This window comes from Acidovorax sp. NPDC077693 (genome assembly GCF_044542805.1).
GTDB lineage: Bacteria > Pseudomonadota > Gammaproteobacteria > Burkholderiales > Burkholderiaceae_C > Acidovorax.
Map to the genome: position 1 here is coordinate 189,894 of NZ_JBITVD010000008.1, position 24,058 is coordinate 213,951.

Annotated in this window: 24 protein-coding genes; 22 read left to right on the forward strand and 2 right to left on the reverse strand. The window is 67.1% G+C overall.

The genetic code is table 11. The annotated features are described in order from the left end of the window. Nucleotides 1-82: 82 nt before the first annotated feature. Nucleotides 83-751: a LuxR C-terminal-related transcriptional regulator gene (locus tag ACIGHN_RS13175; protein WP_396504823.1), complete on the reverse strand. Its 669-nt coding sequence runs from the start codon at nt 749-751 to the stop codon at nt 83-85. 660 nt (nt 752-1,411) lie between these two features. Here ACIGHN_RS13175 and ACIGHN_RS13180 point away from each other — a divergent pair. The 4 genes from ACIGHN_RS13180 (at nt 1,412) to ACIGHN_RS13195 (ending at nt 5,841) form a co-directional block, all read left to right on the forward strand. Beyond that, the gene (locus ACIGHN_RS13180) at nt 1,412-1,885 is read left to right on the forward strand and encodes a hypothetical protein (protein ID WP_396504713.1); all 474 of its coding nucleotides are present in this window, start codon (nt 1,412-1,414) and stop codon (nt 1,883-1,885) included. Between the two features lie 170 nt (nt 1,886-2,055). Beyond that, entirely contained in the window at nt 2,056-2,520 is a 465-nt protein-coding gene (locus tag ACIGHN_RS13185; RefSeq protein WP_396504714.1) for a hypothetical protein, read from the forward strand. A 44-nt stretch (nt 2,521-2,564) separates the two neighbouring features. Then, nucleotides 2,565-4,439, forward strand: a complete 1,875-nt coding sequence (locus tag ACIGHN_RS13190; protein WP_396504715.1) for a DUF4384 domain-containing protein — start codon at nt 2,565-2,567, stop codon at nt 4,437-4,439. A 361-nt stretch (nt 4,440-4,800) separates the two neighbouring features. Further along, nucleotides 4,801-5,841 (forward strand): hypothetical protein, encoded by a 1,041-nt coding sequence (locus tag ACIGHN_RS13195; RefSeq protein WP_396504716.1) that lies wholly within the window; start codon nt 4,801-4,803, stop codon nt 5,839-5,841. Nucleotides 5,842-6,122: 281 nt separating this feature from the next. Here ACIGHN_RS13195 and ACIGHN_RS13200 read toward each other — a convergent pair whose 3' ends face one another. Next, a complete protein-coding gene (locus ACIGHN_RS13200) occupies nt 6,123-7,037 on the reverse strand; it encodes a LysR family transcriptional regulator (protein WP_396504717.1) in 915 nt (304 codons plus the stop codon). A gap of 161 nt (nt 7,038-7,198) precedes the next feature. On the opposite strand from ACIGHN_RS13200, the gene ACIGHN_RS13205 reads away from it, so the two are divergent. The 18 genes from ACIGHN_RS13205 to ACIGHN_RS13290 all read left to right on the forward strand — a co-directional run bounded on the left by ACIGHN_RS13205 (nt 7,199) and on the right by ACIGHN_RS13290 (nt 24,053). After that, nucleotides 7,199-8,722: a CoA-acylating methylmalonate-semialdehyde dehydrogenase gene (locus ACIGHN_RS13205; protein ID WP_396504718.1), complete on the forward strand. Its 1,524-nt coding sequence runs from the start codon at nt 7,199-7,201 to the stop codon at nt 8,720-8,722. Between the two features lie 311 nt (nt 8,723-9,033). Then, nucleotides 9,034-9,381 carry a lysozyme inhibitor LprI family protein gene (locus ACIGHN_RS13210; RefSeq protein WP_396504825.1) on the forward strand — a complete coding sequence of 116 codons (348 nt, stop codon included), beginning with the start codon at nt 9,034-9,036 and terminating at the stop codon, nt 9,379-9,381. Between the two features lie 192 nt (nt 9,382-9,573). Continuing rightward, on the forward strand, nt 9,574-10,740 hold the full coding sequence (locus ACIGHN_RS13215; protein WP_396504719.1) for an acyl-CoA dehydrogenase family protein: 1,167 nt from the start codon (nt 9,574-9,576) through the stop codon (nt 10,738-10,740). 66 nt (nt 10,741-10,806) lie between these two features. Then, nucleotides 10,807-11,316: a TfoX/Sxy family protein gene (locus tag ACIGHN_RS13220; RefSeq protein WP_396504720.1), complete on the forward strand. Its 510-nt coding sequence runs from the start codon at nt 10,807-10,809 to the stop codon at nt 11,314-11,316. Between the two features lie 59 nt (nt 11,317-11,375). Further along, nucleotides 11,376-11,777: a DUF488 domain-containing protein gene (locus tag ACIGHN_RS13225; protein ID WP_396504721.1), complete on the forward strand. Its 402-nt coding sequence runs from the start codon at nt 11,376-11,378 to the stop codon at nt 11,775-11,777. A gap of 170 nt (nt 11,778-11,947) precedes the next feature. Next, complete coding sequence (gene mmsB / locus ACIGHN_RS13230; RefSeq protein ID WP_396504722.1) at nt 11,948-12,847, forward strand: 3-hydroxyisobutyrate dehydrogenase; 900 nt, start codon at nt 11,948-11,950, stop codon at nt 12,845-12,847. A 200-nt stretch (nt 12,848-13,047) separates the two neighbouring features. Beyond that, on the forward strand, nt 13,048-13,545 hold the full coding sequence (locus ACIGHN_RS13235; RefSeq protein WP_396504723.1) for a hypothetical protein: 498 nt from the start codon (nt 13,048-13,050) through the stop codon (nt 13,543-13,545). Between the two features lie 15 nt (nt 13,546-13,560). Next, the gene (locus ACIGHN_RS13240) at nt 13,561-14,118 is read left to right on the forward strand and encodes a hypothetical protein (protein WP_396504724.1); all 558 of its coding nucleotides are present in this window, start codon (nt 13,561-13,563) and stop codon (nt 14,116-14,118) included. Nucleotides 14,119-14,195: 77 nt separating this feature from the next. Then, a complete protein-coding gene (locus tag ACIGHN_RS13245; RefSeq protein WP_396504725.1) occupies nt 14,196-14,714 on the forward strand; it encodes a hypothetical protein in 519 nt (172 codons plus the stop codon). An 18-nt stretch (nt 14,715-14,732) separates the two neighbouring features. Then, the gene (locus ACIGHN_RS13250; protein ID WP_396504726.1) at nt 14,733-15,083 is read left to right on the forward strand and encodes a hypothetical protein; all 351 of its coding nucleotides are present in this window, start codon (nt 14,733-14,735) and stop codon (nt 15,081-15,083) included. A gap of 96 nt (nt 15,084-15,179) precedes the next feature. Beyond that, nucleotides 15,180-15,440: a hypothetical protein gene (locus tag ACIGHN_RS13255; RefSeq protein WP_396504727.1), complete on the forward strand. Its 261-nt coding sequence runs from the start codon at nt 15,180-15,182 to the stop codon at nt 15,438-15,440. 18 nt (nt 15,441-15,458) lie between these two features. Beyond that, nucleotides 15,459-15,857, forward strand: a complete 399-nt coding sequence (locus ACIGHN_RS13260; protein ID WP_396504728.1) for a DUF2946 family protein — start codon at nt 15,459-15,461, stop codon at nt 15,855-15,857. A 235-nt stretch (nt 15,858-16,092) separates the two neighbouring features. Continuing rightward, a complete protein-coding gene (locus ACIGHN_RS13265; protein WP_396504729.1) occupies nt 16,093-18,228 on the forward strand; it encodes a TonB-dependent siderophore receptor in 2,136 nt (711 codons plus the stop codon). Nucleotides 18,229-18,348: 120 nt separating this feature from the next. Next, a complete protein-coding gene (locus ACIGHN_RS13270; RefSeq protein ID WP_396504730.1) occupies nt 18,349-19,953 on the forward strand; it encodes an ABC transporter substrate-binding protein in 1,605 nt (534 codons plus the stop codon). Continuing rightward, nucleotides 19,950-20,915, forward strand: a complete 966-nt coding sequence (locus ACIGHN_RS13275; protein ID WP_082516824.1) for an ABC transporter permease — start codon at nt 19,950-19,952, stop codon at nt 20,913-20,915. Before ACIGHN_RS13270 ends, ACIGHN_RS13275 begins: the two co-directional genes overlap by 4 nt. After that, complete coding sequence (locus tag ACIGHN_RS13280; protein WP_396504731.1) at nt 20,912-21,766, forward strand: ABC transporter permease; 855 nt, start codon at nt 20,912-20,914, stop codon at nt 21,764-21,766. Before ACIGHN_RS13275 ends, ACIGHN_RS13280 begins: the two co-directional genes overlap by 4 nt. Further along, complete coding sequence (locus ACIGHN_RS13285; protein ID WP_396504732.1) at nt 21,763-23,241, forward strand: ABC transporter ATP-binding protein; 1,479 nt, start codon at nt 21,763-21,765, stop codon at nt 23,239-23,241. The genes ACIGHN_RS13280 and ACIGHN_RS13285 overlap by 4 nt, the downstream gene beginning before the upstream one ends. Further along, complete coding sequence (locus ACIGHN_RS13290) at nt 23,238-24,053, forward strand: glutamine amidotransferase (protein WP_396504733.1); 816 nt, start codon at nt 23,238-23,240, stop codon at nt 24,051-24,053. The genes ACIGHN_RS13285 and ACIGHN_RS13290 overlap by 4 nt, the downstream gene beginning before the upstream one ends. Nucleotides 24,054-24,058: the final 5 nt, after the last annotated feature.

Sequence of the window (24,058 nt, forward strand, 5' to 3'; positions counted from 1 at the left end):
TGGCGGGCGGGTGCGGAACATGGAGCGGTAGTGCAGTGGCTAAGGCATCTGTGGCGCACGGGACCCCCAAGCGGGCTGCCTGCTAAAACAGCCCCCGCAGCGACGCAAACCGCACCGCCTGCGCGCGGGTGCGCACCTGCAGCTTGCGGTAGATGTTTCGCAGGTGGGTGTTCACCGTCATGCTGCTGATCAGCAGGCGCGAGCCGGCCTCGGCGCTGGTGTAGCCGCTGGCCACCATGCGCAGCACCTCTTTTTCGCGCGTCGACAGGCGGTCTGCCTCGTCGGGTTGCCGGCGCTTGGTCTCGGCAGCGTTCGCGTGGTCAAAGCGCTGCAGCAGCCTGCGCGCCAGGTTGGGCGTGATGGACGCACCGCCGTTGGCCACCTGCAGCACGGCCTGCGAATAGTTGCGAAACCAGGAGTTCTTGCTGAGATAGCCCGTGGCGCCCAGCTCGAAGGCGCGGATCACCTGGTCGTCGTCTTCCATGATCGAGATGACCACCGCCTGCGCGGACGGCCGCTCGGTGCGCACGTACTCCAGCAGGTCGAACGCATCGCCGTCGCCCAGATTCAGGTCGACCAGCAGCACATCGAAATCGTGCTGCTTGACGGCTCTGCGCCCCTCCCGCACGCCGCCAGCCTGGGCCACCAGCAGAGTGCGCACATCGGCCATCAACTCCTGGGCGATGACAAGGCGGATGTGCGGGTCGTCGTCGACCAGAAGCACGCGGACCGGGGTTTCCTTTTGCCCCATGAGGAAGGCCGGCCACACCGACGGGGCATTGCCGAACACGTCGAACTGGCCCGAGGAGCCCGATGAACCCGATGAGCCGGGTGGGCCCGATGACGGCCACGTGGAAATGGGGGAATCCACAACGATGCCTGAAATCCCCCCCGATGAGGCTTCGCGCCCGCCCACAACATCCGACTGCATGGTGTTCATCACTGGAAATCTCCTCGGACTGAGTCCGTTGCGACCCTGGACAGTTGTACTGCTGCACGAACACAGTTCCCAAGCCTCGGGGCTTGAACCTTTGCATGCACACACCGCCGCAATTCCTCGGCGGTTCATCAAGATGAGGCAAACAAAAGTTGAAATCCACCACTAAATGTGGCGCTAACAATCTTCACAATTTGTTACTACCTTGGATTCTGCGCCCTTTTTGGGGTTTGTGCCATCCGCACAACTGGGCCCACCAAGGCTCCACCGCCAATCCGCCGCCACGATCGCTCCACAGATCTAGGTAGCCAGATTGCTGTATTCGCAGGGGGCTGCTACCCACCCACACTGGACCCAGACAGCGCCAAACGCCTGGCAATACCGCAAGGTGCCAGCCGCAAAGCACTGTCCAACCGCCCGCATCACACCTTCGTGGTGCAGGAATGTGTAGCAGTCACCATCGAAAGATCTGTCATGAAAACCTTTGCTTTCATCGCGCTCAGCATTGCCACCTCGGCCGCCATGGCCACCGGCCCGGTCGCCTCCAGCCCGGACATCACCATCACCGGCACTTCTACCCAGGTCGTGTCACTGTCCTCCGTGTCCGCCAACAACAACTCGACCGGTGGCAAGAGTGAAGCGTTCCAGAACATGGCGTCCAACACCGGCAACGTGACCATCGGCGGAACCTCGATCCAGTCTGTCACCGGCATCGGCGGTAACGTGACCAACACCGCCAGCGGCAGCGAGGCCTATGCCAGCCAGAACCTGTCGGCCAACATCGGCAACGTGACCATCGGCGGCACCTCCGGCCAGTACACGACCCTGTTGAATTCGTCGGTCAACAACCTGTCGAGTGGCGCCAACAGCAAGGCCGTGCAGAACATTGCATCGAACAACGCCTGCTTCACCTGCCAGCCCACCAAGACGAGCGGCTCGTCCCACTGAAAAGTCTGCCGGAGCCCCTGAGCGCAAGTGCACTCAGGGGCCCCGGTCCGGGCTGCCCGCGGGAGCCCGGTGCTTTTGCGATGGACCGCACCGGCTGCCAGGCAGCCCCACAGGCGGCGTCACAGGCAGCCCGGCTGCGGTCCCCCGTTCCCCTTTTCAGGAGTTGCTCCATGAACACACGTATCTTTGCGAACTGGGTCACCTGGGCCCTGTGGGCGTTGTGGGCCACCTGGGCCGCGGGCTTGGCAGCCCTGTCGGTGGCGGGGAACACCGCCTGGGCGCAGGCGCCCGGAGAAGACCCGGTCATCCTGAACCAAAAGCTCACCGTGCAGATGCTGCCCACCGGCGCACCCGCGGCCTCCACGGGCCTGGACACGGCCAATGCGATGCCTTCGTGGCTGCGCGCCCGGGTTGCGCGCTACGAAGCCAAGGCTTTCTCGGAAGACACCACTGGTGTTCTGACCCACAACGACGTGGTCAGCACCGCCACGGCCCAAGGCATGCAAAAGACCTGCGTGCAAGAGGTGGGCAGCAACACGTTCTCGGCCAACACCACCGGCGCCGGCAAGTACGGCCCGAGCCAGGCGCCCCAGGTGGTCGTGCTGCGCGGCGACCTCGTGAACATCTGCAAGTGACCCGCCCTGTACTGCAGTGCCTGCTGCTGCGAGGAGACAAGAACATGCTGCTCATTCCTCTGGCCCGGGTGCGCCCCGGCTGCCACGCCACGGCAGGTGCAAAGCACCCGGCGCGCAGGCAGTTGTCGTCGTCGCCGCAAAGGCCGCTGGTGCTGTTGCTGGTCCTGCTGCTCGCGGCAGCCCTGAGCGGCTGCGCCGCCCCACGGGACCCGCGCAAGGACCAGGAGTTTCAAAGCCTGGCCTCCATCACCAACCGCCCGGTGGTGCGCCCTGCCCGCTCCATCTCCAGCTTTTCAGACTCGCTGATGTGCATGGACCACCTGCTGCGCGACGCACAGCTGCCCACCACGCTCATCACGAGCAAGCAGATCCCCGACTACTCGACCCGCGTGACGGTGGCCACCAAGGACATGGTGATCACCGCGCTGTCGCAGATGTCGCGCCTGAGCAATGCATTTCGCTTCGTCGACTACGAGGTGGACATCGCGCGCCAGGACACGGTGCAGAACCTCACCACCATCTTGCTCAACAACAACCAGATGCAGTTGCAGCGGCCTGCGCTGTACCTGTCGGGCTCGATATCGTTCGTGGACCAGAACGTCATCAACAACCGGTTCGACGCGGGCATATCGGGCCCGCGCGTCGACCTGGGCTACAGCCAGAGCCGCAACGCCACCATCATCGGCCTGGAGATGCACCTGGGCGACTTCCGCACGCGCACGCTGATCCCCGGCCTCGACTCGGCCAACGAAGTCATCATCGGCACCGGCGGCCAGGGCATCGATCTGGCGGGCCGCATCGGCACCTACGGCGTGCAGTTCAACGTGGGGCGCGACTACGCGCAGGGCTCTGGCGGCGCGGTGCGCACGCTGGTCGACCTGGCCACCATCGAGCTCATCGGCAAATGGGCCCGGGTCCCCTACTGGCAGTGCCTGACGCTGGAGCAAAACCACCCCGACTTCCAGCGGCAACTGCGCGACTGGTTCGACGAAGGCTCGCCCGCCGTGCGCACCCAGCTGGTGGCGCGGTCGCTGGCCAGCCAGGGCTACCTGCCGGCCCAAGCCCAACCGGTGCCCGACAACAGCGCGGTGTTGCGCCGGGCGCTGGCACGTTTTCAGGCCGACAGCGGCATGGTGGTGACGGGCGTGGTGGACTTCCCCACCTACGAACGGGCGCTGCGCAACTTCGTCGGGCTGTCTGCCCAGGGCACGCTGGCCCGCATCGGCTGGGCCAGCACCCACGCAGAGCCCCTGGTAGAGACCGCAGAGGTGGCAAGGGTGGCAGACGCCGCACCGCCGCCCGCCGCCGCCGGCCTGCCCGACCGCGGCGTCAAAGTCACCACCAGGCCCCGGGACACCCTTCAGTACGGCGCCACGCCCCCACCGCGCACCATCGACCTGCAGATCGAGAACGTGCTGCTGGAACGCACCGCGTTCGAAGTGGGCGAGCAGATCTTTCTGTCGGCCACGGTGTCGCGGGCCTCCTTTCTGCAGTGCTATCTGGCCGACGCCACGGGCACCGTCATCCGCCTGATTCCGAACCGGGCCAACCCTACGGGCTGGGTGTCGGCCAACCATGCCATCCGCATCCCCGACTGGATGAGCCCCAACCCTGGTTTCATCATGGACGCGGCCAGCCCCGGCACCGAAGGCATCGCCTGCTTCGCCACCGACGAAGACAGCATGCCGCTGCTGCCCGAAGCGCTGCGCGGCCCGTCGCTCAAGCCCATCAAGAACTACCGGGCCCTGGAGCAGTTGAATGAGGCCATCGCGACGGCCCTGGGCACCGAGGGGTACACGGGCAACGCGGTGTACTGGAATGTGGTGCCGCGCAGAGCGGCTGTGGCGGCAGGCGCCGCGAGTGGTGTGGTCGGTGGCGCAGTGGGTGCAACGGGTGCACCACCGGCAGCACACAAGTAGCCCACCTGCTGCGCACCCCCAGGCCCACCGCCACAGCACCCCAGCACCCCAGCACCCCAGCACCCCAGCACCCACCATGACTGCACGTGCGCTGTCTCCCTCTGATGGTCCTGGGTCCGGGGACACACCCGAGCGCGGTTCGTCGTCAATGTGGGCAGGGACTGCGTGGCCGCACTTTGCGCGCCGCCGTCTCGCAGCCCCATTGGCTGCTGCGTGTTTGGCATGGCTGGGCGGCCCGGTGCACGCGGTGGCATCGGTGCACCCCCTTCCTGCCCCAGCGCTCGCGCCCATCGACCGCTCGTCCATCAACGCGTCACCCCCCGGCGCCCCGGGGCCCGACAACCCAGTCCGGGAGAAAATCTTGAACACCCTGCGCAGCACCGCACAAGGCGACGCCGCACCGCCGCGAAAGCCGCGGGCCCCGGCCCATTCAGCGGCTGCACCGGCCCGCACGGCGTCGGACCTGGCGCCCGCCGACGCGGCGTGGCTGCTGGGCCTGCTGGCGCTGCACGGCCTGGCCATGCCCGCCGACCCGGCGCAGGCGCAGCATTGGTTCGAGCGCGCGCACATGCTCAGCCACCCCCTGGCGCCCGCAGGCCTGGCCTGGTGCCACATCAGCGGCTGCGTTGCGCCGCCCAACCCTGCTGCGGCGCTGCCGTGGATTGCGGTGATACGCCGAAACCACGCCGCCCTGGCCAAGTACCTCGAATGGCATGCGGCCAAGGCACTGGCGCCCCTGGCCGAAGCCAGGCCCGCACAACCTGGCACCCTGGGGCGGGATGCGGGTCGCCATGCGGGCCCTGAGATGGAACGTGACTTGGGCCGCATTGCAGGCCCCGGTGCCGGCCGGGACGCTGGCGCTTTGCTGCAGCTTCTGGCCGAGGCCAGCCGGGCGGGCAGTGCGCAGGCCGGCAACGAACTGGGGCTCGAGTACCTCGCCGCAGGCGACCTGGACAAGGCGGCGGCGCAGTTCCAGGCCGCATCGGCGCGGTCTTCGGCGGCGGCTGCCAACGCCAGCCTGCTGGCCAACCGCCTTCAAGTCAGCGCAGCAGACCGCACACGGGCTGCGCCCCACACTGCGGCGGACTGGTACGCCCAGGCCCAGCGCTACCACCGCGGCGACGGCGTGCCCGCCAACTACGCCGAAGCCGTGCGGCTGTACCAGATCGCCGCCAGCAGCGGCGGCGCCCCGGCGCGCCGCATGCTCGCGCTGATCTTCTCCCGCCCCGCACCGGACGGCACGGTGGACATCGCCTGGATGCAGCAACTCGCCACCGTCTACACAGGCCCCAGCGGTTTGCCCTCCACACCCGCAAAGCCCGCGGTGCCCCAGGGCTGGCAGCGCGACCCCACACCGCTGTACGACCTGGTGCCACCGGAATGGCGTGCCCCGCCACGTTGACCGGTGCTGGAGCGCATCGGTGAGTGCACGGCGCAACCGCTGGCGCGACAGCGCGGGACGACCGGACAGCACAGGGCAGCACAGTGCAGGAATTTACCGCTGCTTGTGAAAAAATGGCCTTGGCGCTTGCCCAATAAGCGCTAGCAGCTCATTTTTTGATAGCAATCATCTGCAAGAGCACCCAGTGCCTGCACGAATGACCCAGCATCTGCACAACAAGCACCGCATGGCGCCGACCTGAACCCACCCACCCGCGGTTGCGGGCTTGCTTGGGCGTTAAGTCAGTCCATGGAGCCGGATTCGACCGCCCCCGGCAGCAACACCCCCTGCTGCGCAGTCACCGTCTCGCGCAAAAAGGCCCAGGTGGCCTGCATGCGCGCCACGTGCTTGTTCTCTTCAGGCATCGACATCCAGAACGTGCGGGTGAAACGCGCCGTGCCAGGCAGCACGGCCGTGAGCGCCGGGTCTTGCGCCGCGACGAACGCCGGCAGCACCGCCAGCCCGGCACCGGCGCGCACCGCCTCGTACTGCGCCAGGATGCTGGTGCTGCGCAGCGCAAACCGCGCGGGGCGGTGCAGCTCGTCCAATATCTGCAGCTCCTTGGTGAACAGCAGGTCGTCCACATAGCTGATGAAGCTGTGGCCGCGCAGGTCGTCCGCCGTGCGGATGGGCGCATGGCGGGCCAGGTAGCTGCGTGTGCCGTACAGCTGCAGCACGTAGTCGGTGAGCTTGACCACCAGCACCGCTCCGCGGGCGGGCCGCTCCAGCGAGATCACGATGTCCGCCTCACGGCGCGACAGGTGCACCAGGCGCGGCAGGGCCAGCAGGTCCAGCACCAGGCCCGGGTGCTCCAGCGCAAAGTGCGCCAGTTGCGGCGCCAGCACCAGGTTGCCGAAGCCTTCCGTCGTACCGATGCGCACCAGCCCCTGCAGGCCCTGGCGCGCGCCGGGTGCCGCGTTCTCCACCGCCAAAAAGGCGGCCTCCATGGCCTCGACCTGGGGCTGCAGTGCGCGGCCGGCTTCAGTCAGCCGGTGGCCCCCGGCCTCGCGCGCGAACAAGGCCGAGCCGACCTGCTTTTCCAGCGCCTGGATGCGGCGCGCCACGGTGGTGTGGTCCACCGCCAGGCGGCGCGCAGCGGCCACCAGCGTGCCGGCGCGGGCCAACTCCAGGAAGTAGCGCAGGTTGTCCCAGTCCATAAGCCCTCTCTGTACGGCGTCTCGCGAGCCCATCGCTCGCGATCGAACTGCATTTTTGCAAACCTTGTGCGCAGTATTGTCTATTGTCTTCACAAATTTGCACAGCTACCATGCGCTGGTTACCCGCTGCGGCGCCCTATTCCATTCAGGAGACAACACCCATGAACGCACCCACCTCGCAGGCCGTGCTGGCCCCCACCGTCAAGCTGCTGATCGGCGGCCAGTTCGTCGAGTCCAAGACCACCGAGTGGCGCGATGTGGTCAACCCCGCCACGCAAGAGGTGCTGGCCCGCGTGCCGTTTGCCACGGCCGACGAGATCGATGCCGCAGTCGCCTCGGCCAAGGAAGCCTTCAAGACCTGGAAGAAGACGCCCATCGGCGCGCGCGCCCGCATCTTCCTCAAGTACCAGCAACTGATCCGCGAGAACATGGCCGAGCTGGCCGCCATCCTGACGGCCGAGCAAGGCAAGACCCTGCCGGACGCCGAAGGCGACGTGTTCCGCGGCCTGGAAGTGGTGGAGCATGCCGCCAGCATCGGCAACCTGCAGCTGGGCGAGCTGGCCAACAACGTGGCCAACGGTGTCGACACCTACACGCTGATGCAGCCGCTGGGCGTGTGTGCGGGCATCACGCCCTTCAACTTCCCGGCCATGATCCCGCTGTGGATGTTCCCGATGGCGATCGCCACCGGCAACACCTTCGTGCTCAAGCCCTCCGAGCAGGACCCGATGGTCACCATGCGCCTGGTGGAGCTGGCGCTCGAAGCCGGCGTGCCTGCGGGCGTGCTCAACGTGATCCACGGCGGCGAGATGGCCGTGAACGCGATCTGCGACCACCAGGACATCAAGGCGATCAGCTTCGTGGGCTCCACCAAGGTCGGCACCCACGTCTACAACCGCGCCAGCCTGGCCGGCAAGCGCGTGCAATGCATGATGGGCGCCAAGAACCACGCCATCGTGCTGCCCGATGCGAACAAGGAGCAGACCCTGAACGCCCTGGCCGGTGCGGCCTTCGGCGCTGCAGGCCAGCGCTGCATGGCCCTGTCGGTGGTGGTGCTGGTGGGCGAGGCGCAAAACTGGATCCCCGACCTGGTGGCCAAGGCCAAGACGCTGAAGATCAGCGCCGGCACCGAAAAGGGCACGGACGTGGGCCCCGTGGTGTCTTGCGCCGCCAAGGACCGCGTCGAAGGCCTGATCGCGCGCGGCGTGGCCGATGGCGCGAAGCTGGAGCTCGATGGCCGCAACCCCGTGGTGGCTGGCTTTGAGAAGGGCAACTTCGTGGGCCCCACGGTGTTCAGCGGCGTCAAGCCCGGCATGAGCATCTACGAGCAGGAAGTCTTCGGCCCCGTGCTGTGCCTGTCGGCCGCGGCAGACATCGACGAAGCCATCGCCTTCATCAACGACAACCCCAATGGCAACGGCACCGCCATCTTCACCCAGTCGGGCGCCGCGGCGCGCAAGTTCCAGGAAGAGATCGACGTGGGCCAGGTCGGCATCAACGTGCCGATCCCCGTGCCGGTGCCGCTGTTCTCGTTCTCGGGCTCGCGCGCGTCCAAGCTGGGCGATCTGGGCCCGTACGGCAAGCAGGTCGTGCTGTTCTACACGCAGACCAAGACGGTGACCGCACGCTGGTTTGACGACAGCACCGTGTCGCACGGTGTGAATACCACGATCAGCTTGAAGTAAGTGCTGCCGGGGGTTGGTACGTGCCACGTGCCATGCTGGCCGCGACCCAGACACCCGTTCATGCTGAGTGGGGGTCGAAGCGCTGCGCAGGGCTTCGACAGGCTCAGCCCGAACGGATGTGAGATGGCGGCCGGTGTGACAACACCCGGACCAACCCCAACCCAACCGCGACCGTTCAGCCTGAGCTTGTCGAAGGCCCCCATGCTGCGCAACGACGGTGTTAAAACCAGGCCATGCAACTCCACCTGCCAAAGATCAAAGTGCCTGCCTGGGCCATCGCTGTTGTGCTGCCCTGCTCGGTGCTCTTGACCATGCCGCAAGCCCACGCCCAGGCCGGCGCTGCCTGCAACCCCGCCGGCACAGTGCCAGAAACCAATGCCTGCGCCGTGCAAGCCTTCCAGGCGGCGGACACCGAGATCGCCATCCTCTACGGCGACGTGATGCGCGCCCTGTCGGCCCACGAGCGGCCCCAGCTACGGCAGGAACATTCTGCCTGGCTGCGCGAGCGCACCACGCGCTGCAAGCAGTCCACGCGCAGTGCCGAGTCAGAGCCCACAGGGCCGCGCGTTTACCACGAGTGCCTGACCGCCGAGACCCAGGCGCGGCGCAAGGCGTTGATGCGCTGGCTGACGCTGGACCACCCTTCCGCCAAGCCATGAAAGCCATGCGCACCATGGATTCAGAGCCTTTGAACTCGACATACCCGTTCGGGCTGAGCCTGTCGAAGCCTCGCGCGGCGCACCGTCCCTTCGACGAAGCTCAGGACAGGCAAGCTCCGCGTGAGCAGTGCGTTTGCGCAAACCCTGCCCCCCAGAAAAACACAACGACAACCAGCGACCCCGAGACACACCATGGACTTTGAACTCACCGAAGAGCAGCGCGCCTTTGCCCAGACCGCACGCGACTTCGCCCAGGCGGAGCTGGCACCCCACGCCGCGCACTGGGACGAGGAAGGCATCTTCCCGCGCGAGGCCATCGCCAAGGCCGGCGAACTCGGCTTTTGCGGCCTGTACGCGCCCGAGGCTGCAGGAGGCCTGGCCCTGCCCCGGCTGGACGCTACCCTGGTCTTCGAAGAAATGGCGGCGGTAGACCCATCGACCACCGCCTTCATCACCATCCACAACATGGCCACCTGGATGCTGGGCACCTGGGCTACCCCTGCGGTGCGCGACCACTGGGGCCCGCTGCTGACCACCGGCGAAAAGCTCGCGTCGTACTGCCTGACCGAACCCGGCGCGGGCTCCGACGCGGCCTCGCTCAAGACCCGCGCCGAGCTGGTGGGCCACGACTACGTCATCAACGGCAGCAAGGCCTTCATCAGCGGCGCGGGCGCCACCGACGTGCTGGTGCTCATGGCCCGCACGGGCGATGCGGCATCGGGCGCAGGCGGCATCAGCGCCTTTGTGGTGCCGGCCGACGCGCCGGGCATCAGTTACGGCAAGAAGGAACAGAAGATGGGCTGGAACAGCCAGCCCACGCGCACCATCAGCTTCGACAACGTGCGCATCCCCGCCGACCACCTGCTGGGCCGCGAGGGCGAAGGCTTCAAGATCGCGATGAAGGGCCTGGACGGCGGCCGCATCAACATCGCCACCTGCTCGGTGGGCGCCGCGCAAGGCGCGCTGAACGCCGCCCAGCAGTACATGCAGGACCGCAAGCAGTTCGGCAAGCCCATCGCAAGCTTTCAGGCGCTGCAATTCAAGCTGGCCGACATGGCCACCGAACTCGTCGCCGCGCGCCAGATGGTGCGCCTGGCTGCAGCCAAGCTGGACGCCGGTGCGCGCGACGCATCCACCTATTGCGCCATGGCCAAGCGCTTTGCCACGGACGCGGGTTTTACCGTCATCAACGACGCCCTGCAGCTGCACGGCGGCTACGGCTACATCCGCGAATACCCGCTGGAGCGCCTGCTGCGCGACGCCCGCGTGCACCAGATCCTGGAAGGCACGAACGAGATCATGCGGGTGATCATTGCCCGGCGCATGCTGGATGGGGATGCGACGGAGGCGATTCGCTGACACTATATTTTTGATAGCTGCCTGCGCTTGTCCAACAAGCGGTAGCCGCCCATTTTTATCAAAACCATGCCCGCCCGCCCCCTCTCCGACGAAACCCTGCACCTGATCGACGCAGTGCGCACCGCGCTGGACCACCGCAGCGATGTGGAAGAACGCCCGCTGTTCGGCACCCATGCGTTCTTCGTGGACGGCAAGATGTGCATCGCGGTCAAGGGCGAAGAACTGCTGGTGCGCCTGCCTCCCGAGCGCCATGGCGAGGTGCAGGAGATGCAGAACACGCGGGAGCTGTCGCCCGGCGGCGGGATGATGGGCTACTTCTGGGTGGAGCCCAACGGGTTTTCGACCCGCGCGCAGTGGAGCTTCTGGGTCGACGAAGCCCTGGCGTACAACCCGCTGGCCAAGGCCAGCCCACGCAAGAAACGCGCGCCCGGCGCAGCAGCAGCCAGCAAAACACCAGCCGCCACGGGCAAGACAACGCCTGCAGCCAAAGCGTCCGCGAAGAGTGCAGGCGTAAAGAAAACGGCGGCGAAAACAGCGGCGGTCAGGAAGCACAGCATCTTCGAAGCCGACGACTGAACCGCCCTCGCCCCGTACACGCACACGCCATCCCTTCAGCCCACCCCGGAGCCACCACCATGCCCATCCGCATCGTCCGCCTCGGCACCCCGCGCGCCACCGGGGAAGGCACCCGCATCGGCACTGTGCGCCGCCCGCCGCGCGGCGTGCCCAAGGCCGAGTTCGCCAGCCGCGACTACTACGACGTGTGGTACCCGCTGCTCGCCCCCACGCAGGAGCTGATGACCCAGGGCCAGCAGGTCCCCGCAGGCCCCGAGGGCGACAAGGGCTGGCAGGCGTTCGTCCAACATTTCCGCAAGGAGCTGGCTCAGCCCGAGGCCAGCCGCACCCTGGACCTGCTGGCCGCGCTGTCGCAACACAGCGCGATGTCGGTGGGCTGCTACTGCGAGCACGAGTCGCGCTGCCACCGCTCGGTGCTGCGGGCCGAGCTGCTGGCGCGCGGCGCCAGTGTGGAGGGCTGAGTTTGAAGCCTTTTTGGCCCCTACCGCTGGATAGGCAAGCGCCACCAGCTACAAATTCAATAGCAAACCTTTTTTAACCGATCACACCGTTCTGCAAGGCCACCCCATCCCAGGCGTTGCAGGCATCACCCTCACCCCCTCATCACAACGACATCAAGGAGCAACACAGCATGAAGATCGCATTCATCGGCCTGGGCAACATGGGCGGCCCCATGGCCCTGAACCTGCACAAGGCGGGCCACGACGTGGGCGCCTTCGACCTCTCCAAACCCGCCTGCGACAAGTTGGCCGCTGACGGCGTGCGCATTGCCGCCGACGCCGCCACCTGCGTGCTAGGCGCCGAAGTCATCATCAGCATGCTGCCCGCCAGCCAGCACGTGGAATCGCTCTACCTGGGCAACGACAAGCAGCCCGGCCTGCTGCCCCAGTTGGCCGAGGGCGCGCTGGTGATCGACTGCTCAACAATAGCCGCCGCCACATCGCGCAAGGTGGCCGATGCGGCCAAGGCCCGGGGCCTGGCCTTCATCGACGCACCCGTCTCGGGCGGCACCGGCGGCGCCATTGCCGGCACCCTGACCTTCATGGTCGGCGGCGACACCGCAGCGCTGGAGCGCGCCCGCCCCATCCTCGAAAAAATGGGCGCCAACATCTTCCACGCGGGTGACGTGGGCGCCGGGCAGACCGCCAAGATCTGCAACAACATGCTGCTGGGCATCCTGATGGCCGGCACCAGCGAAGCCATCGCCCTGGGCGTGGCCAACGGCCTGGACCCCAAGGTGCTGAGCGAAATCATGCGCCGCAGCTCGGGCGGCAACTGGGCGCTGGAGAAGTACAACCCTTTCCCCGGCGTGATGGAGACTGCGCCAGCGAGCAAGGGCTATGCGGGTGGTTTTGGGACGGATCTGATGCTCAAGGATCTGGGCTTGGCGCAAGAGAACGCCATTGCGGTGAAGGCTAGCACCCCGCTGGGCGGCATGGCGCGTGCGATTTACGCAGCCCACAGCATTGCGGGGTTTGGAGGAGAGGATTTTTCGAGTGTGATCAAGATGTTGCAGAAGAAGCAGGGGTAGGCTAGGTTTTCCAGCAAGCTAAACGCAACACGGGCGCTGTAGCATGCCGATACAGAGCTCGTGTTCATTGCTTGACCGGGAATTTTTAGGTTTGACCAGCCGGCGGCGAGTAAAAGGTGCATCCTGTCACATCCCTCGAAGGCCAAGTCGTACTGCGTTGGTTTGGAACCGAAATGGCGTTAGGTGGAGGCCATCTGGTAATGGACGAAAGCACCCCAGACACTGGATGCTGGGTCGAAACTCCGACTGTTTGGGAACACGAGACCATCCCGTTTGCTCAGTTCGTCAGCATTGATCTCTTTGTCAATGGCGGTACGGCTTATCGGTTGCTGTCGCAGCACGAAGACGAGACTGACTTTTTTGGCCTCTACCTCATAGAGCTTGCCGATCAACCAAAGACCGACGTGCCGCTGGGAGCCGGTTATCGAAATCGTGAACTGAATGAGCTTCCGACCGGCTCAACAAAAGTTGAGGTGTTGCGCCGGCATGGCGAAGATCAAATTGTTGAGTTCGCCCTCCGGATGGGCAATAAAATAGTGCGATTCTTGTCGGCCGAGGTCTATGAGCGTGGAGAAGAAAATTTCGACATCTGTGAACTGGACGAGTCCATTCTTATGCAGTTGGACGGGCAGCGGCCTAACCCATCCATCGAGAGGACGCCTAACGGCACCGCTCATGGCGAACGTTGGGCACCATAGGGAGAAGCCGTCGAAATGTTCGGATTCCTCAAGCCCAAGAAGCCGGCCAATCAGCTTCCGAGTGTTGACGCAGAGCCGGAGAGATATCAAGGGCGGCCATTACTGATCATCCTTGAGCGCTACGTACTGTCATGCATCGACCAGAACGACGATGAGGCAACGATGGTGGCTATCGTCCAGAAGGTTTGGGGCGGCGGGCAAGACTGGAAGCTAACAGTCCGCGAACAACTCGAGCTGCCGGAAACCATTGACGAAGCCATTCGGGGAGTCTGGGCAAAGAATCAGCTCATTGCGACGCAGAAGAAGGTAAGCCTGCATCCTGTTCAGTTTGCAAAGATGTTCGTTGACTCAAATTTCGCCCACCTCATTGAGTCGACTTGTGGCGCGCCGGCGGAGATCACACTGTGTGCGACGCCCGGAGAACTGCGTCGGATGAGTGAGTTTCTCGTTTTCTGCGCGGCCGAGATGGACCGCATGGGTGATGACTATGGACACATTCATCTCGACGATCGGATGAAAGAATTTGACGGTTCGTCGCCGCACTTCGTTGATTTTCGGGCGGAGGTCTTGTGAGACCTACCCATCCTTCAAGCGGACGCCTCACGGCGCCGCTTAAGTCAAACCTTAGGCGGCTCAAGGGGCCATCCGCTATGCAAGCTTCAGTAAACAGCCTTGATGCGCTTCTCCAAAACTCCGACGCCGACTCGATGGAGTGGGCCGATGGCGGTGGCGCAGAAGATGCAGCTGAAATGATGGCAATACTTTCCGAGCAAGATTGGTTAAAGCTGAAGTCCATTTCTCTAAACCGCGACAGGAACTGGCGGGCCTGCCTAGCATCAAGCCTCAACCCTCGGCAAGGTGAACAGGCAGAACACCTACTACTAACTCTTGCATCCGATCAAGACCTTGAGGTTGCTTTTCTCGCAGTTCGAGGAATCGCCTTCTATTGCGGCATCAACGATTCGATGAATGGCCCATTCATTGATCCCAAGATTCGCGTGTCATCGACGCACGCACTCGCTAAAGCAACCTCGGGGCTAGCAAGCCGAGTCCGCAAAGTTGGCTCATCCTGTGGCCCAAGGTTTCAAAGGCAATTCGAATTGCTTGCGGCAGAGCTCGAGCGCGCATCCGGCCTTCGGCCTACAAGCGCCTCTCATGTCAAACGTTAGGTCCAACAGGAGGCTTTGGTGTTCAACTGGCTCAAGAAGAAAAACTCTGCTGGCCCGGACTTCTCTGCACTTGACTCTAACGAGAAAGTGAAGGCTGCTGCCGCTGCTGGCCAACTGGTCCCAATGCTACTTATGCCTGAAGAATTTGGTGGCCCTCGCGAGGGAATGAACGTTGTTTACGTTCCAGCCTGGGCAGCTGAGCAGAAGCGGCAGATAGATTTAGGCACCGTAATACCGCTAGCGCAGCAAGGCACATTCACTAAGTATGCAGCCGAGCCGAAGTACAAGGGAAATAGCTTCGTGCCGTCTGCCATTACAGTGCGTGCTCATGAGCCGGGTGACTTTACGGCCACCGTAGACATTTGGTAGTGCGGGTTGAGCCTAACGATTCGCCCAAGCCGACGCCGCTTCGCGGCGCGGCTTAACTCAGGCGTTAAAAGTCACATGGCTACGCTCCGGCCTCAGGTGAGCTACTTCAACAGCGGAACCGCATCGGCACGTCAGCGGATGGCAGAGCTTGATCTGGTCGACCAAGCAGATTGGTGCGAGCTCTACAACCGCAAGGACGATGGAACGTTCTGGAGGCTCGCCGTCGAAGGCAAATTCGAACAGCGGTTCCTGGTCCGGATCGATGACTTGACGAACTGGTCAATTTTCGACCCAGCCCTCTGTAGAAGGCGCTTCATGGCGGAACGACTTTCCCGCCAATCCGATGACCGCGGTTGAGTATGATTCGCAACCCTCATGCTGCGCCGCACCATCCCCGCCCTGCGTCTCCACCTCGTGCTTCTGCTGGTGGCGCTGTTCAACGCCCTGGCGGGTGTGCCGCTGCATGAGGCACGGCACATCCAGGAGGTAGTAGCCAGCGCCACGGCTTCGACAGCCGCAGGCGATGTGGATGCTTATGCGTATGCCACAGACACCCCAGCCAGCGGCGAGCACAGCGAAAGCACACCCACCACCTGCGCCTGGTGCCTAACCCACGCGCTGGAGGCGGGCCTGGTACATGCACCGGCGGCCGGCCAGCTACCGCTTCCCGGAACACCCAGCACGCTCAGGCCGCAAAGCGCAGACCCCTTCACGGTCCAGCAAGTACGCTGGCCGTTTGCTGCACGCGATCCTCCGCCAGCCCAGCGGGCCTGACACGCGTCAGGCCCTAGCCAGCTCGCGCTCTCAAGCGCACCCCCTCTTTTTTCAGCCATGTATTCACCCCACCGGGGTGGGTACGGGCACGCGGCTTTGTGCGCCCGCCTTGACCACTTGAACCAGGCGGGAGTGGGCCACGCTGCTCCTGGCTTTGCATTCATCGCTTCTGGACTGGTTTGCCATGCGCTCTTCGTCTTTGTCATCTTCTCTTTCGTCTTCACGCCCAGCGGCGTTGCCACGCCCCACGTTGTCGGCCGTAGCGGTTGCGTCGCTCTTTGCCTCCATCAACCCCGCCTTCGCCGCAGACGGCGATGGGATCACTACACCCACCCTCTCCGCCGTCGACGTCGTTGGCCGCAGCGCCTCCGGCGCCTACTACGCCGACGAGGCCGAGGGCGCCAAGACCACCCTGCCGCTGCGCGAGCTGCCGCAATCCGTGCGCGTGATGTCGCGCCAGACGCTCGACGACCTGGGCGCCACGCGCCTGGACGATGTGCTCGACTACGTGGGCGGCGTTTCGCGGCAGAACAGCTTTGGCGGGCTGTGGGACAACATCGCCATCAGGGGCCTGTCGGGCAACGAGAACACGGGCATGGCGACCTTGCTGAACGGCTTTTCGTCCAACCGGGGCTTCAACGCGCCGCGCGATCTGGCGGGTGTGGAGCGCATCGAGTTCCTCAAGGGCCCGGCCGCTGCGCTGTATGGCAGCAGCGAGCCGGGCGGCACGCTCAACATCGTGAGCAAGAAGCCGCTGTGGAAGGCCGCCCACTCGGTGGAGGCCTACGCTGGCAGCAACCGCCTGGGCCGCGCGGCGCTCGATACCACCGGGCCCATCAACGATCGGCTGGCGTACCTCCTTAACGTGGCGGTGGAAGACCGGGGCAGCTTTCGCGACCATGTGGATGCGCAGCGCCAGGTGGTGGCCCCGGCGCTGACCTGGAAGCTCACGCCCGACACGGTGCTGGAGTACACGGCCGAGTTTCTGCGCCACGCCACGCCGCTCGACCGGGGTGTGGTGGCGGTCAACAACCGGCTGGGCGCCATCCCCGTGAGCCGCTTTCTGGGCGAGCCGGCCGATGGCAACGTCACCGTGCGCAACCAGACGCACCAGCTGGTGCTGTCCCACGAATGGAACCCCGACTGGCGCAGCCGCGCCGGGCTGTCGTACCGCGAGACGGGCCTGGAGGGCTTTTCGACGGAGGCCACCGCGCTGCGACCGGACAACCGCACGCTCACGCGCCAGCGCCGCTACCGTGACTTCCAGTCCGACGACATCGCGCTGCAGGCCGAGCTGCAGGGCACGGTGCGTGCCGGTGCGCTGGAGCACGAGGTGCTGGCGGGCGTGGAGAGCTTTCGCTTCAGCATGGATTCGCTGATGCTGCGGGCCAACCCCAGCACCGCCGCGCCCTATGCCATCGACATCCTGAACCCGGTGTACGGCCAGCCCCAGCCCACACCCGGCCGCAATACCGACACGCTGGAAAAGCAGCGCAACACCGCACTCTATCTGCAGGACACCATCAAGCTGGGTGCCCAGTGGCGCGTGATGGCCGGCCTGCGCGCCGACAATTACGACCAGTCGCTCAACAACCGCCTCACGCAGCGCACCACCGCGCAGAGCCCCTCGGCCGTGTCGCCCCGCCTGGGCGTGAGCTGGCTGCCCACCGACGCCTGGACGGTGTACGCCAACGCGGGCCGTTCGTTCCGCCCCAACACTGGCTCCGACGTCGCAGGCAATGGCTTCGACCCTGAAAAAGCCCGCGCGCTGGAGCTGGGCGCCAAGTGGGAGAGCAGCGACAAGCGCATCGGCGCAACCGCCGCCCTCTTTGACATCCGCAAGCGCAACGTGCTGACCAGCGACCCGGCCAATGCAGGGTTCTCGGTGGCCGCCGGCGAGGTGCGCAGCCGCGGGCTGGAGCTGGACCTGGCCGGCCGGCTCGATTCCCACTGGCGCGTGAACGCCAGCCTGGTGCTCAACGACGTGAGCATCGCCCGCGACAACCTGCTCGAAGTCGGCGGCCGGCTGTTGAACGTGCCCCGCGTCAACGGCAGCGTGCTGGCCGTGTACGAAGACACCCTGGCCAACGGCCAGCGCTACGGCGTGGGCGGCGGCATCACCCACATGGGCCAGCGCCTGGGCCAGGCCCGCACGCAGGCCGAGGCCAATGCGGGCGCGGCCAGCTTCGATCTGCCCAGCTACACCACCGCCAAGCTGGTGGCGTACTGGCGCCTGAGCCCCACGCTGAGCGTCACGCTCGACGTGGACAACCTGTTCAATGCCAAGCACTACACCAGCTCGTACAGCCGGGTGTGGGTCACGCCAGGCACGGCACGCACCCTCACCGCAGGCCTGCAGGCCAAGTTCTGACACCCAGCTGCTTCCCCAAATACCCGAACCGTTCACTGGGCGCAGTCGAAACGCCGCGCGAGGCTTCGACAGGCTCAGCCCGAACGGATTGGGGTATGGAGTGATTCGGCGCGAACCCGTATGACGACATTGCACCAGCACCACATCTTGATTTCCGAAGAGTCCCGCATCACCCGGCGCAGCACCCTGCAGTGGCCTGCCGCTGCGCTGGCCGGGGCCGCCCTGCCAGCGCTGGCCCAGGCTCAGCCGAAAGCGCCCCATGGCACCACCCCGCTGCGCATCGTGGGCCCGTGGGAGATCAGCGGGCTGGCGCCTGCGCAAAGCGGCTACATGTTCACCCGCCTGCAGGTCGCCGAAACGCTGATGGGCGCCGGCGACGATGGCCGCCCCGAAGGTGCACTGGCCCAGCGCTGGCGCACCTCGGCCGACGGGCTGGCGTGGCAGTTCGACCTGCGCCCGGGTGCGCGGTTTCACGACGGCAGCCCGGTGACGGCCGCGGCCGTGGTGCGCTGCCTGCAGGACGCGCAGGTGCCGCCCGCGCTGCTCAGCCACGCGCCCATTGCCGGCATTGCGGCGCAGGGCGATCACACCGTGGTGGTGCGGCTCAACCGCCCCCACGCTGCGCTGCCAGCCCTGCTGGCGCACAGCAGCACCATGGTGCTGGCACCAGCCAGCTACGGGCGCGGCGGCAAGGTGCAGTCCATCGTGGGAAGCGGCCCGTACCGCATTGCGGCGCTGGTGCCGCCCCAGCAGGTCGAGACGGCGGTGTTCGACGGCTTCGACGGGCCCCGGCCCGCCATCGCCGCTGTGCAGTACCTGGCCGCCAGCCGGCCCGAAACCCGGGCGCTGATGGCCGAAGGCGGCCAGGCCGACCTGGGCTACGGGCTGGACCCGGCCAGCCTGCGGCGGCTGCGCCGCCACCAGAAGGTGGGGCTGGCGTCGGTCACGCTGCCGCGCACCGTCATCATCAAGCTCAACGCCGGCCTGCCCGCGCTGCGCGACGTGCGTGTGCGGCGGGCACTCAGCCTGGCCATCGACCGCGGCGGCATCGCCCATGCGCTGATGGGCGACGAGAACCTGGCCGCCACCCAGCTGCTGCCGCCCACGCTGGCGGCCTGGCACAACCGGGCGTTGCCCCCGCTGCGGCACGACCCCGAAGCGGCAGCGCGCCTGTTGCAGGACGCAGGCTGGCAGCGCCACGCCGACGGCCTGCGCAGCCCTGACGGCCAACCGCTGGCGCTGAGCATCCGCACCTTTCTCGACCGGCCCGAGCTGCCGCTGATCGCCACTGCGCTGCAAGAGCAGTGGCGGCTGGCCGGCATTGCCGTCAAGGTGAGCATCGGCAACTCTGGCGACGTGCCGCTGGGCCACCGCGACGGCAGCCTGCAGCTGGCGCTGGCCGCGCGCAACTACGCCAACGTGCCCGACCCCACGGGCACGCTGGCGCAGGACTTTTCTGCCCAGGGCGGCGACTGGGGCGCCATGGGCTGGCACAGCGACGCCGTGGTTCAGTCGCTGCAAGAGCTGGCCCGCACCGCCACCACGCCCGAGCGCGCAGCGCTGCTGCGCCAGCGCATCACCCACACCCTGCAGGACGAGCTTCCCGTGATCCCCGTGGCCTGGTACCGCCAGCACGTGGCCGTGAACCCCCGCGTGCGCGGCGTCACGCTGGACCCGCTGGAGCGCTCCTACCGCATCACTTCCATGGAATGGCAAACGACATGACCCGCCCGTTCAACCCCTTGTGGACCCTGGCCGCGCGCCGCCTGGTGCAGGTGGTGGCCCTGGCGCTCATCATCGGCACGCTGTGCTTTTTGATGGTGCGCTCGCTGCCCGGGGACCTGGCCACGCGCATCGCGGCCGGCCGCTACGGCTACGACCTGGTGAGCAATGCCGCCGCCGACACGGTGCGCGCCGAGCTGGGGCTGAACCAGCCCGCCGCCTGGGCCCTGCTGCACTGGTGGCGCGACATCGCGACGCTGAACCTGGGGCTATCGCTGGTCACCCAGGCCCCCGTGTGGGAAGAAGTGGCGCACCACCTGGCGGCCACGCTGCGACTGTCGGCGGCCGCGCTGGGCGTGGCCTTCGTCCTGGGCGTACCCATGGGCCTGTGGGCCGGCCTGCGGCCAGGCGGCTGGGTGGACAAGACCAGTTGGGTACTGAGCGTGGTGCTGCGCGCCACGCCGCCGTTTTTGCTGTCGGTGCTGCTGATGCTGCTGGTGGCCGTGCACTGGGGCTTTCTGCCCGTGGCGGGCGATGAAAGCCATGCCAGCCTGGTTCTGCCCGCGCTGACGCTGGGCCTGGGTCTGGCCGCCGGGCTGGCCCGCGTGACGCGCGCGGCCATGCAGGACGTGGTGCAGTCGCCGTCCTTCGAGTTTGCCCGCACCAAGGGCCTGTCGGACCTGCAGGCGCTGGTGCGCCATGGCCTGCGCAATGCCGCGGTGCCCGTGGCGGCCTACCTGGGCGTCCAGGCGCTGTTTTTGGTGGAGGGCGCGGTGGTGGTGGAGACGCTGTTTGCCTGGCCTGGCATCGGCCACGCGCTGGTGCATGCCGTCTTCGGGCGCGACATTCCGATGATCCAGGGCGCGGCCCTGTGCATGGGGCTGCTGTTCGTCACGTTCAACCTGGTGGTGGATGCAGCCTGCGTGGCGCTCGATCCGCGCCATGCCAAGGGGGTGTCGGCATGAGCGCGATCCCCACGCCTTCCACGATGCCGCTGGCACCTGCGCCGGGCCTGCCCCGCCCCCGCCCCCGCGTCCGCTGGCGCACGGCCCTGGGCTTGGTGCTGCTCGGGCTGCTGGCTGCGTTTGCAGCGTTGGGCCCCTGGCTCATCGGTGCCAGCCCGGTGGCGCAAGACCTGCGCCACCAGCTGGCGCCGCCCAGCGCCCAGCACTGGCTGGGCACCGACGTGCTGGGCCGCTCGGGCCTGGCGCGGCTGGCGCATGCGGCGCAGCTGTCGCTGGGCATGGCCCTGCTGGCGGCCTTCAGCGCGGCCATTCCCGGCACGCTGCTGGGCATTGCGGCCGCGTGGCGCGGAGGCCGCACCGAGCGGGCGCTGGTCATGCTGTCGGACGCGGCGCTGGCCATACCGGGCCTGCTGCTGGTGCTGCTGATCGCCGCCATCGCGCCGGGCCAGCTGGCTGCGCTGTACGTGGGGCTGGCCCTCGCGCTGTGGGTGGAGTACTTCCGCGTGAGCCGCGCCGTGGCGCGCCCCGTGCTGGCGGGCGACGCGGTACAGGCGTCGCGCCTGCTGGGCTTTGGGCGCGGCTACGTGCTGCGCCGCCACCTGCTGCCGGCCCTGGCGCCCACGCTGGGCACGCTGCTGGCCTTCAGCACGGCGCAGGCCGTGCTGTCGCTGGCGGCCCTGGGATTCGTGGGCGTGGGCATTCAGCCGCCCACGCCGGAGCTGGGCTTGATGATGACCGAGTCGATGCCCTACTACCAGGAAGCGCCATGGCTCATCGCCGCGCCGGTGGCACTGCTGGTGTGCCTGGTGGCCGCCATGATGCTGCTGCAACCCGAGCGGGAGACTGCATGACAACCACCACCCTCTCATCACCCGCCCTGCTGGCCGTGGACGGCCTGGGCATTCAGGTCAACGGCAGGCACCTGCTGCGGGACATCGCGTTCACGCTCCAGCCCGGCGAAGCGCTTGCGCTGGTGGGCGAAAGCGGCGCGGGCAAGTCGCTGCTGGCCCAGGCCATCATGGGCAACCTGCCGCCCGCGCTCAAAGCCACCGGCAGCATCACCATCGAGGGCACCACCACCCGCGCCGACGACGCTGCAGCGCGGCGCGCGCTGTGGGGCCGGCGGCTGGCGCTGCTGCCGCAGGAGCCGTCGCTGGCGCTGAACCCGCTGACCCGGCTGGCGCCGCAGCTGGCCGAGGTGCATGCGCTGCTGCACGGCCAGGGCTGGCCGCAGGCGCAGGGGCTGGCGCAGGCCGAGCTGGCCGCAGCGGGACTGGGCGATGCTGCGCGGCACTACCCCTGGCAGCTGTCGGGCGGCATGGCCCAGCGCGCGGTCGCCGCCATCACCCTGGCCGGCGGTGCGCAGGTGCTGATGGTGGACGAGCCCACCAAGGGCCTGGACGCTCACTGGCGCGACCGCACGATCGACCTCTTCCGCGGTGTGCTGACCGCGGGTGGCTGCCTGCTGACCATCACGCACGACCTGGCGGTGGCCCAGGCGCTGGGCGGCAAGGTAATCGTGCTGCGCGAAGGCCAGGTGGTGGAGCATGGCGACATCGCCACCGTGGCCACCCGGCCATCGCACCCCTTCACCCGGCAGTTGCTGGCGGCAGATCCCGCGCGGTGGGATGCCTTTGCGGCGCCCACGCTTGGCGACACCGTGGTGCAGGCGCGCGGCATTGCCAAGTCCTACGGTGGCCGCAGCCTGTTCGCCGCCATGGACCTGGACCTGCGCGCTGGCGAACGCATCGCCGTGCAGGGCCCGAGCGGCACCGGCAAGAGCACACTGGGCAATGTGCTGCTGGGCCTGCTGGCGCCGGACACCGGCAGCGTGCAGCGCGCGCCGCAGCTGCGGCCGCATGCTTTTCAAAAGCTCTACCAGGACCCGGTGTCGTCGTTTGCGCCGCACGCCAGCCTGGCGCAGTCGCTGCGCGACGCGGCCCGCCTGCACGGCCACGCCTGGGCTGCGGTGCTGCAGCGGCTGCAGCAGCTGCGCATTCCCGAAAGCCTGCTCGCGCGCAGGCCCGAGCAGGTCTCTGGCGGCGAGCTGCAGCGCATTGCGTTAGCGCGCGTGCTGCTGGCACAACCCGCACTGCTGTTCGCCGACGAGCCGACGTCGCGGCTGGACCCCATCACCCAGCAGGAGGCCTTGGGCGTGCTGTTGGCGGCGGTGCGGGAGACCGGCGCCGCGCTGATGCTGGTGACGCACGACGAGCACATTGCCGCGGCGGTCGGCACGCGGACGCTGGATTTTTCCGCGAACGCCAGGGCAGCGATGCCGCGCGCACCTGCGGCTGCCGGGGTGCTTCACAATGCAGCGCCATGAGCCACCCTGCAAAAGCATCCCCTGTGCCAGCGTCCACCGCCCCAGCGCTGTGGATCATCAAGACCGGCGCGGCCCCGGCGCCTTTGCGCGCGGCGCATGGGGACTTTGAAGACTGGATCGCACAGGGCCTGCGCGCGGGCCCCGGCGGCAGTGCGCTGCAGATCCGTACCCTCGACGCGCGGGCGCTGCCCGAATGGCCTGCGCAGGACGAGATCGCCGGGGTGGTCGTCACGGGCTCCCCAGCCATGGTGACCGACCGGGAGGCCTGGAGCGAGCGCACGGCGCAGTGGCTGGCCCGGCTGGTACAGGATGCCACCCCGCTGCTGGGCATCTGCTACGGGCACCAGCTGCTGGCGCATGCGCTGGGCGGCGAAGTGGCGCACCACCCGGCGGGCCTGGAGATCGGCAGCGTGGCCGTGCAGTGCCTGCCCGCAGCCGCAGGCGACCCGTTGCTCGGCGGGCTGCCCCGGGAGTTTGCGGCCCACACCGTCCACGAGCAATCGGTGCGGCGCCTGCCGGCTGGCGCAGTGCCGCTGGCCGCCAACGCCCACGAGGCGCACCACGCCTTTCGCGCCGGGCCCTGTGCCTGGGGCGTGCAGTTCCACCCCGAGTTCAGCCAGACGGTGATGCAGGACTATGTGCGGCTGTTCGCGCCGTCGCTGCACCGCGGCGGGGTCGATGTGCAAGCGCTGCACGCCGCGGTGGCTGCCACCCCGGCCGCCAACGGCCTGCTGGCGCGGTTTGCGAGCCTGGCACAGGGCTCTGGTTCTGGCTCTGGCTCCGGCTCCGCGTCGCAGAGTCAGGCGGGCTGAGCCCC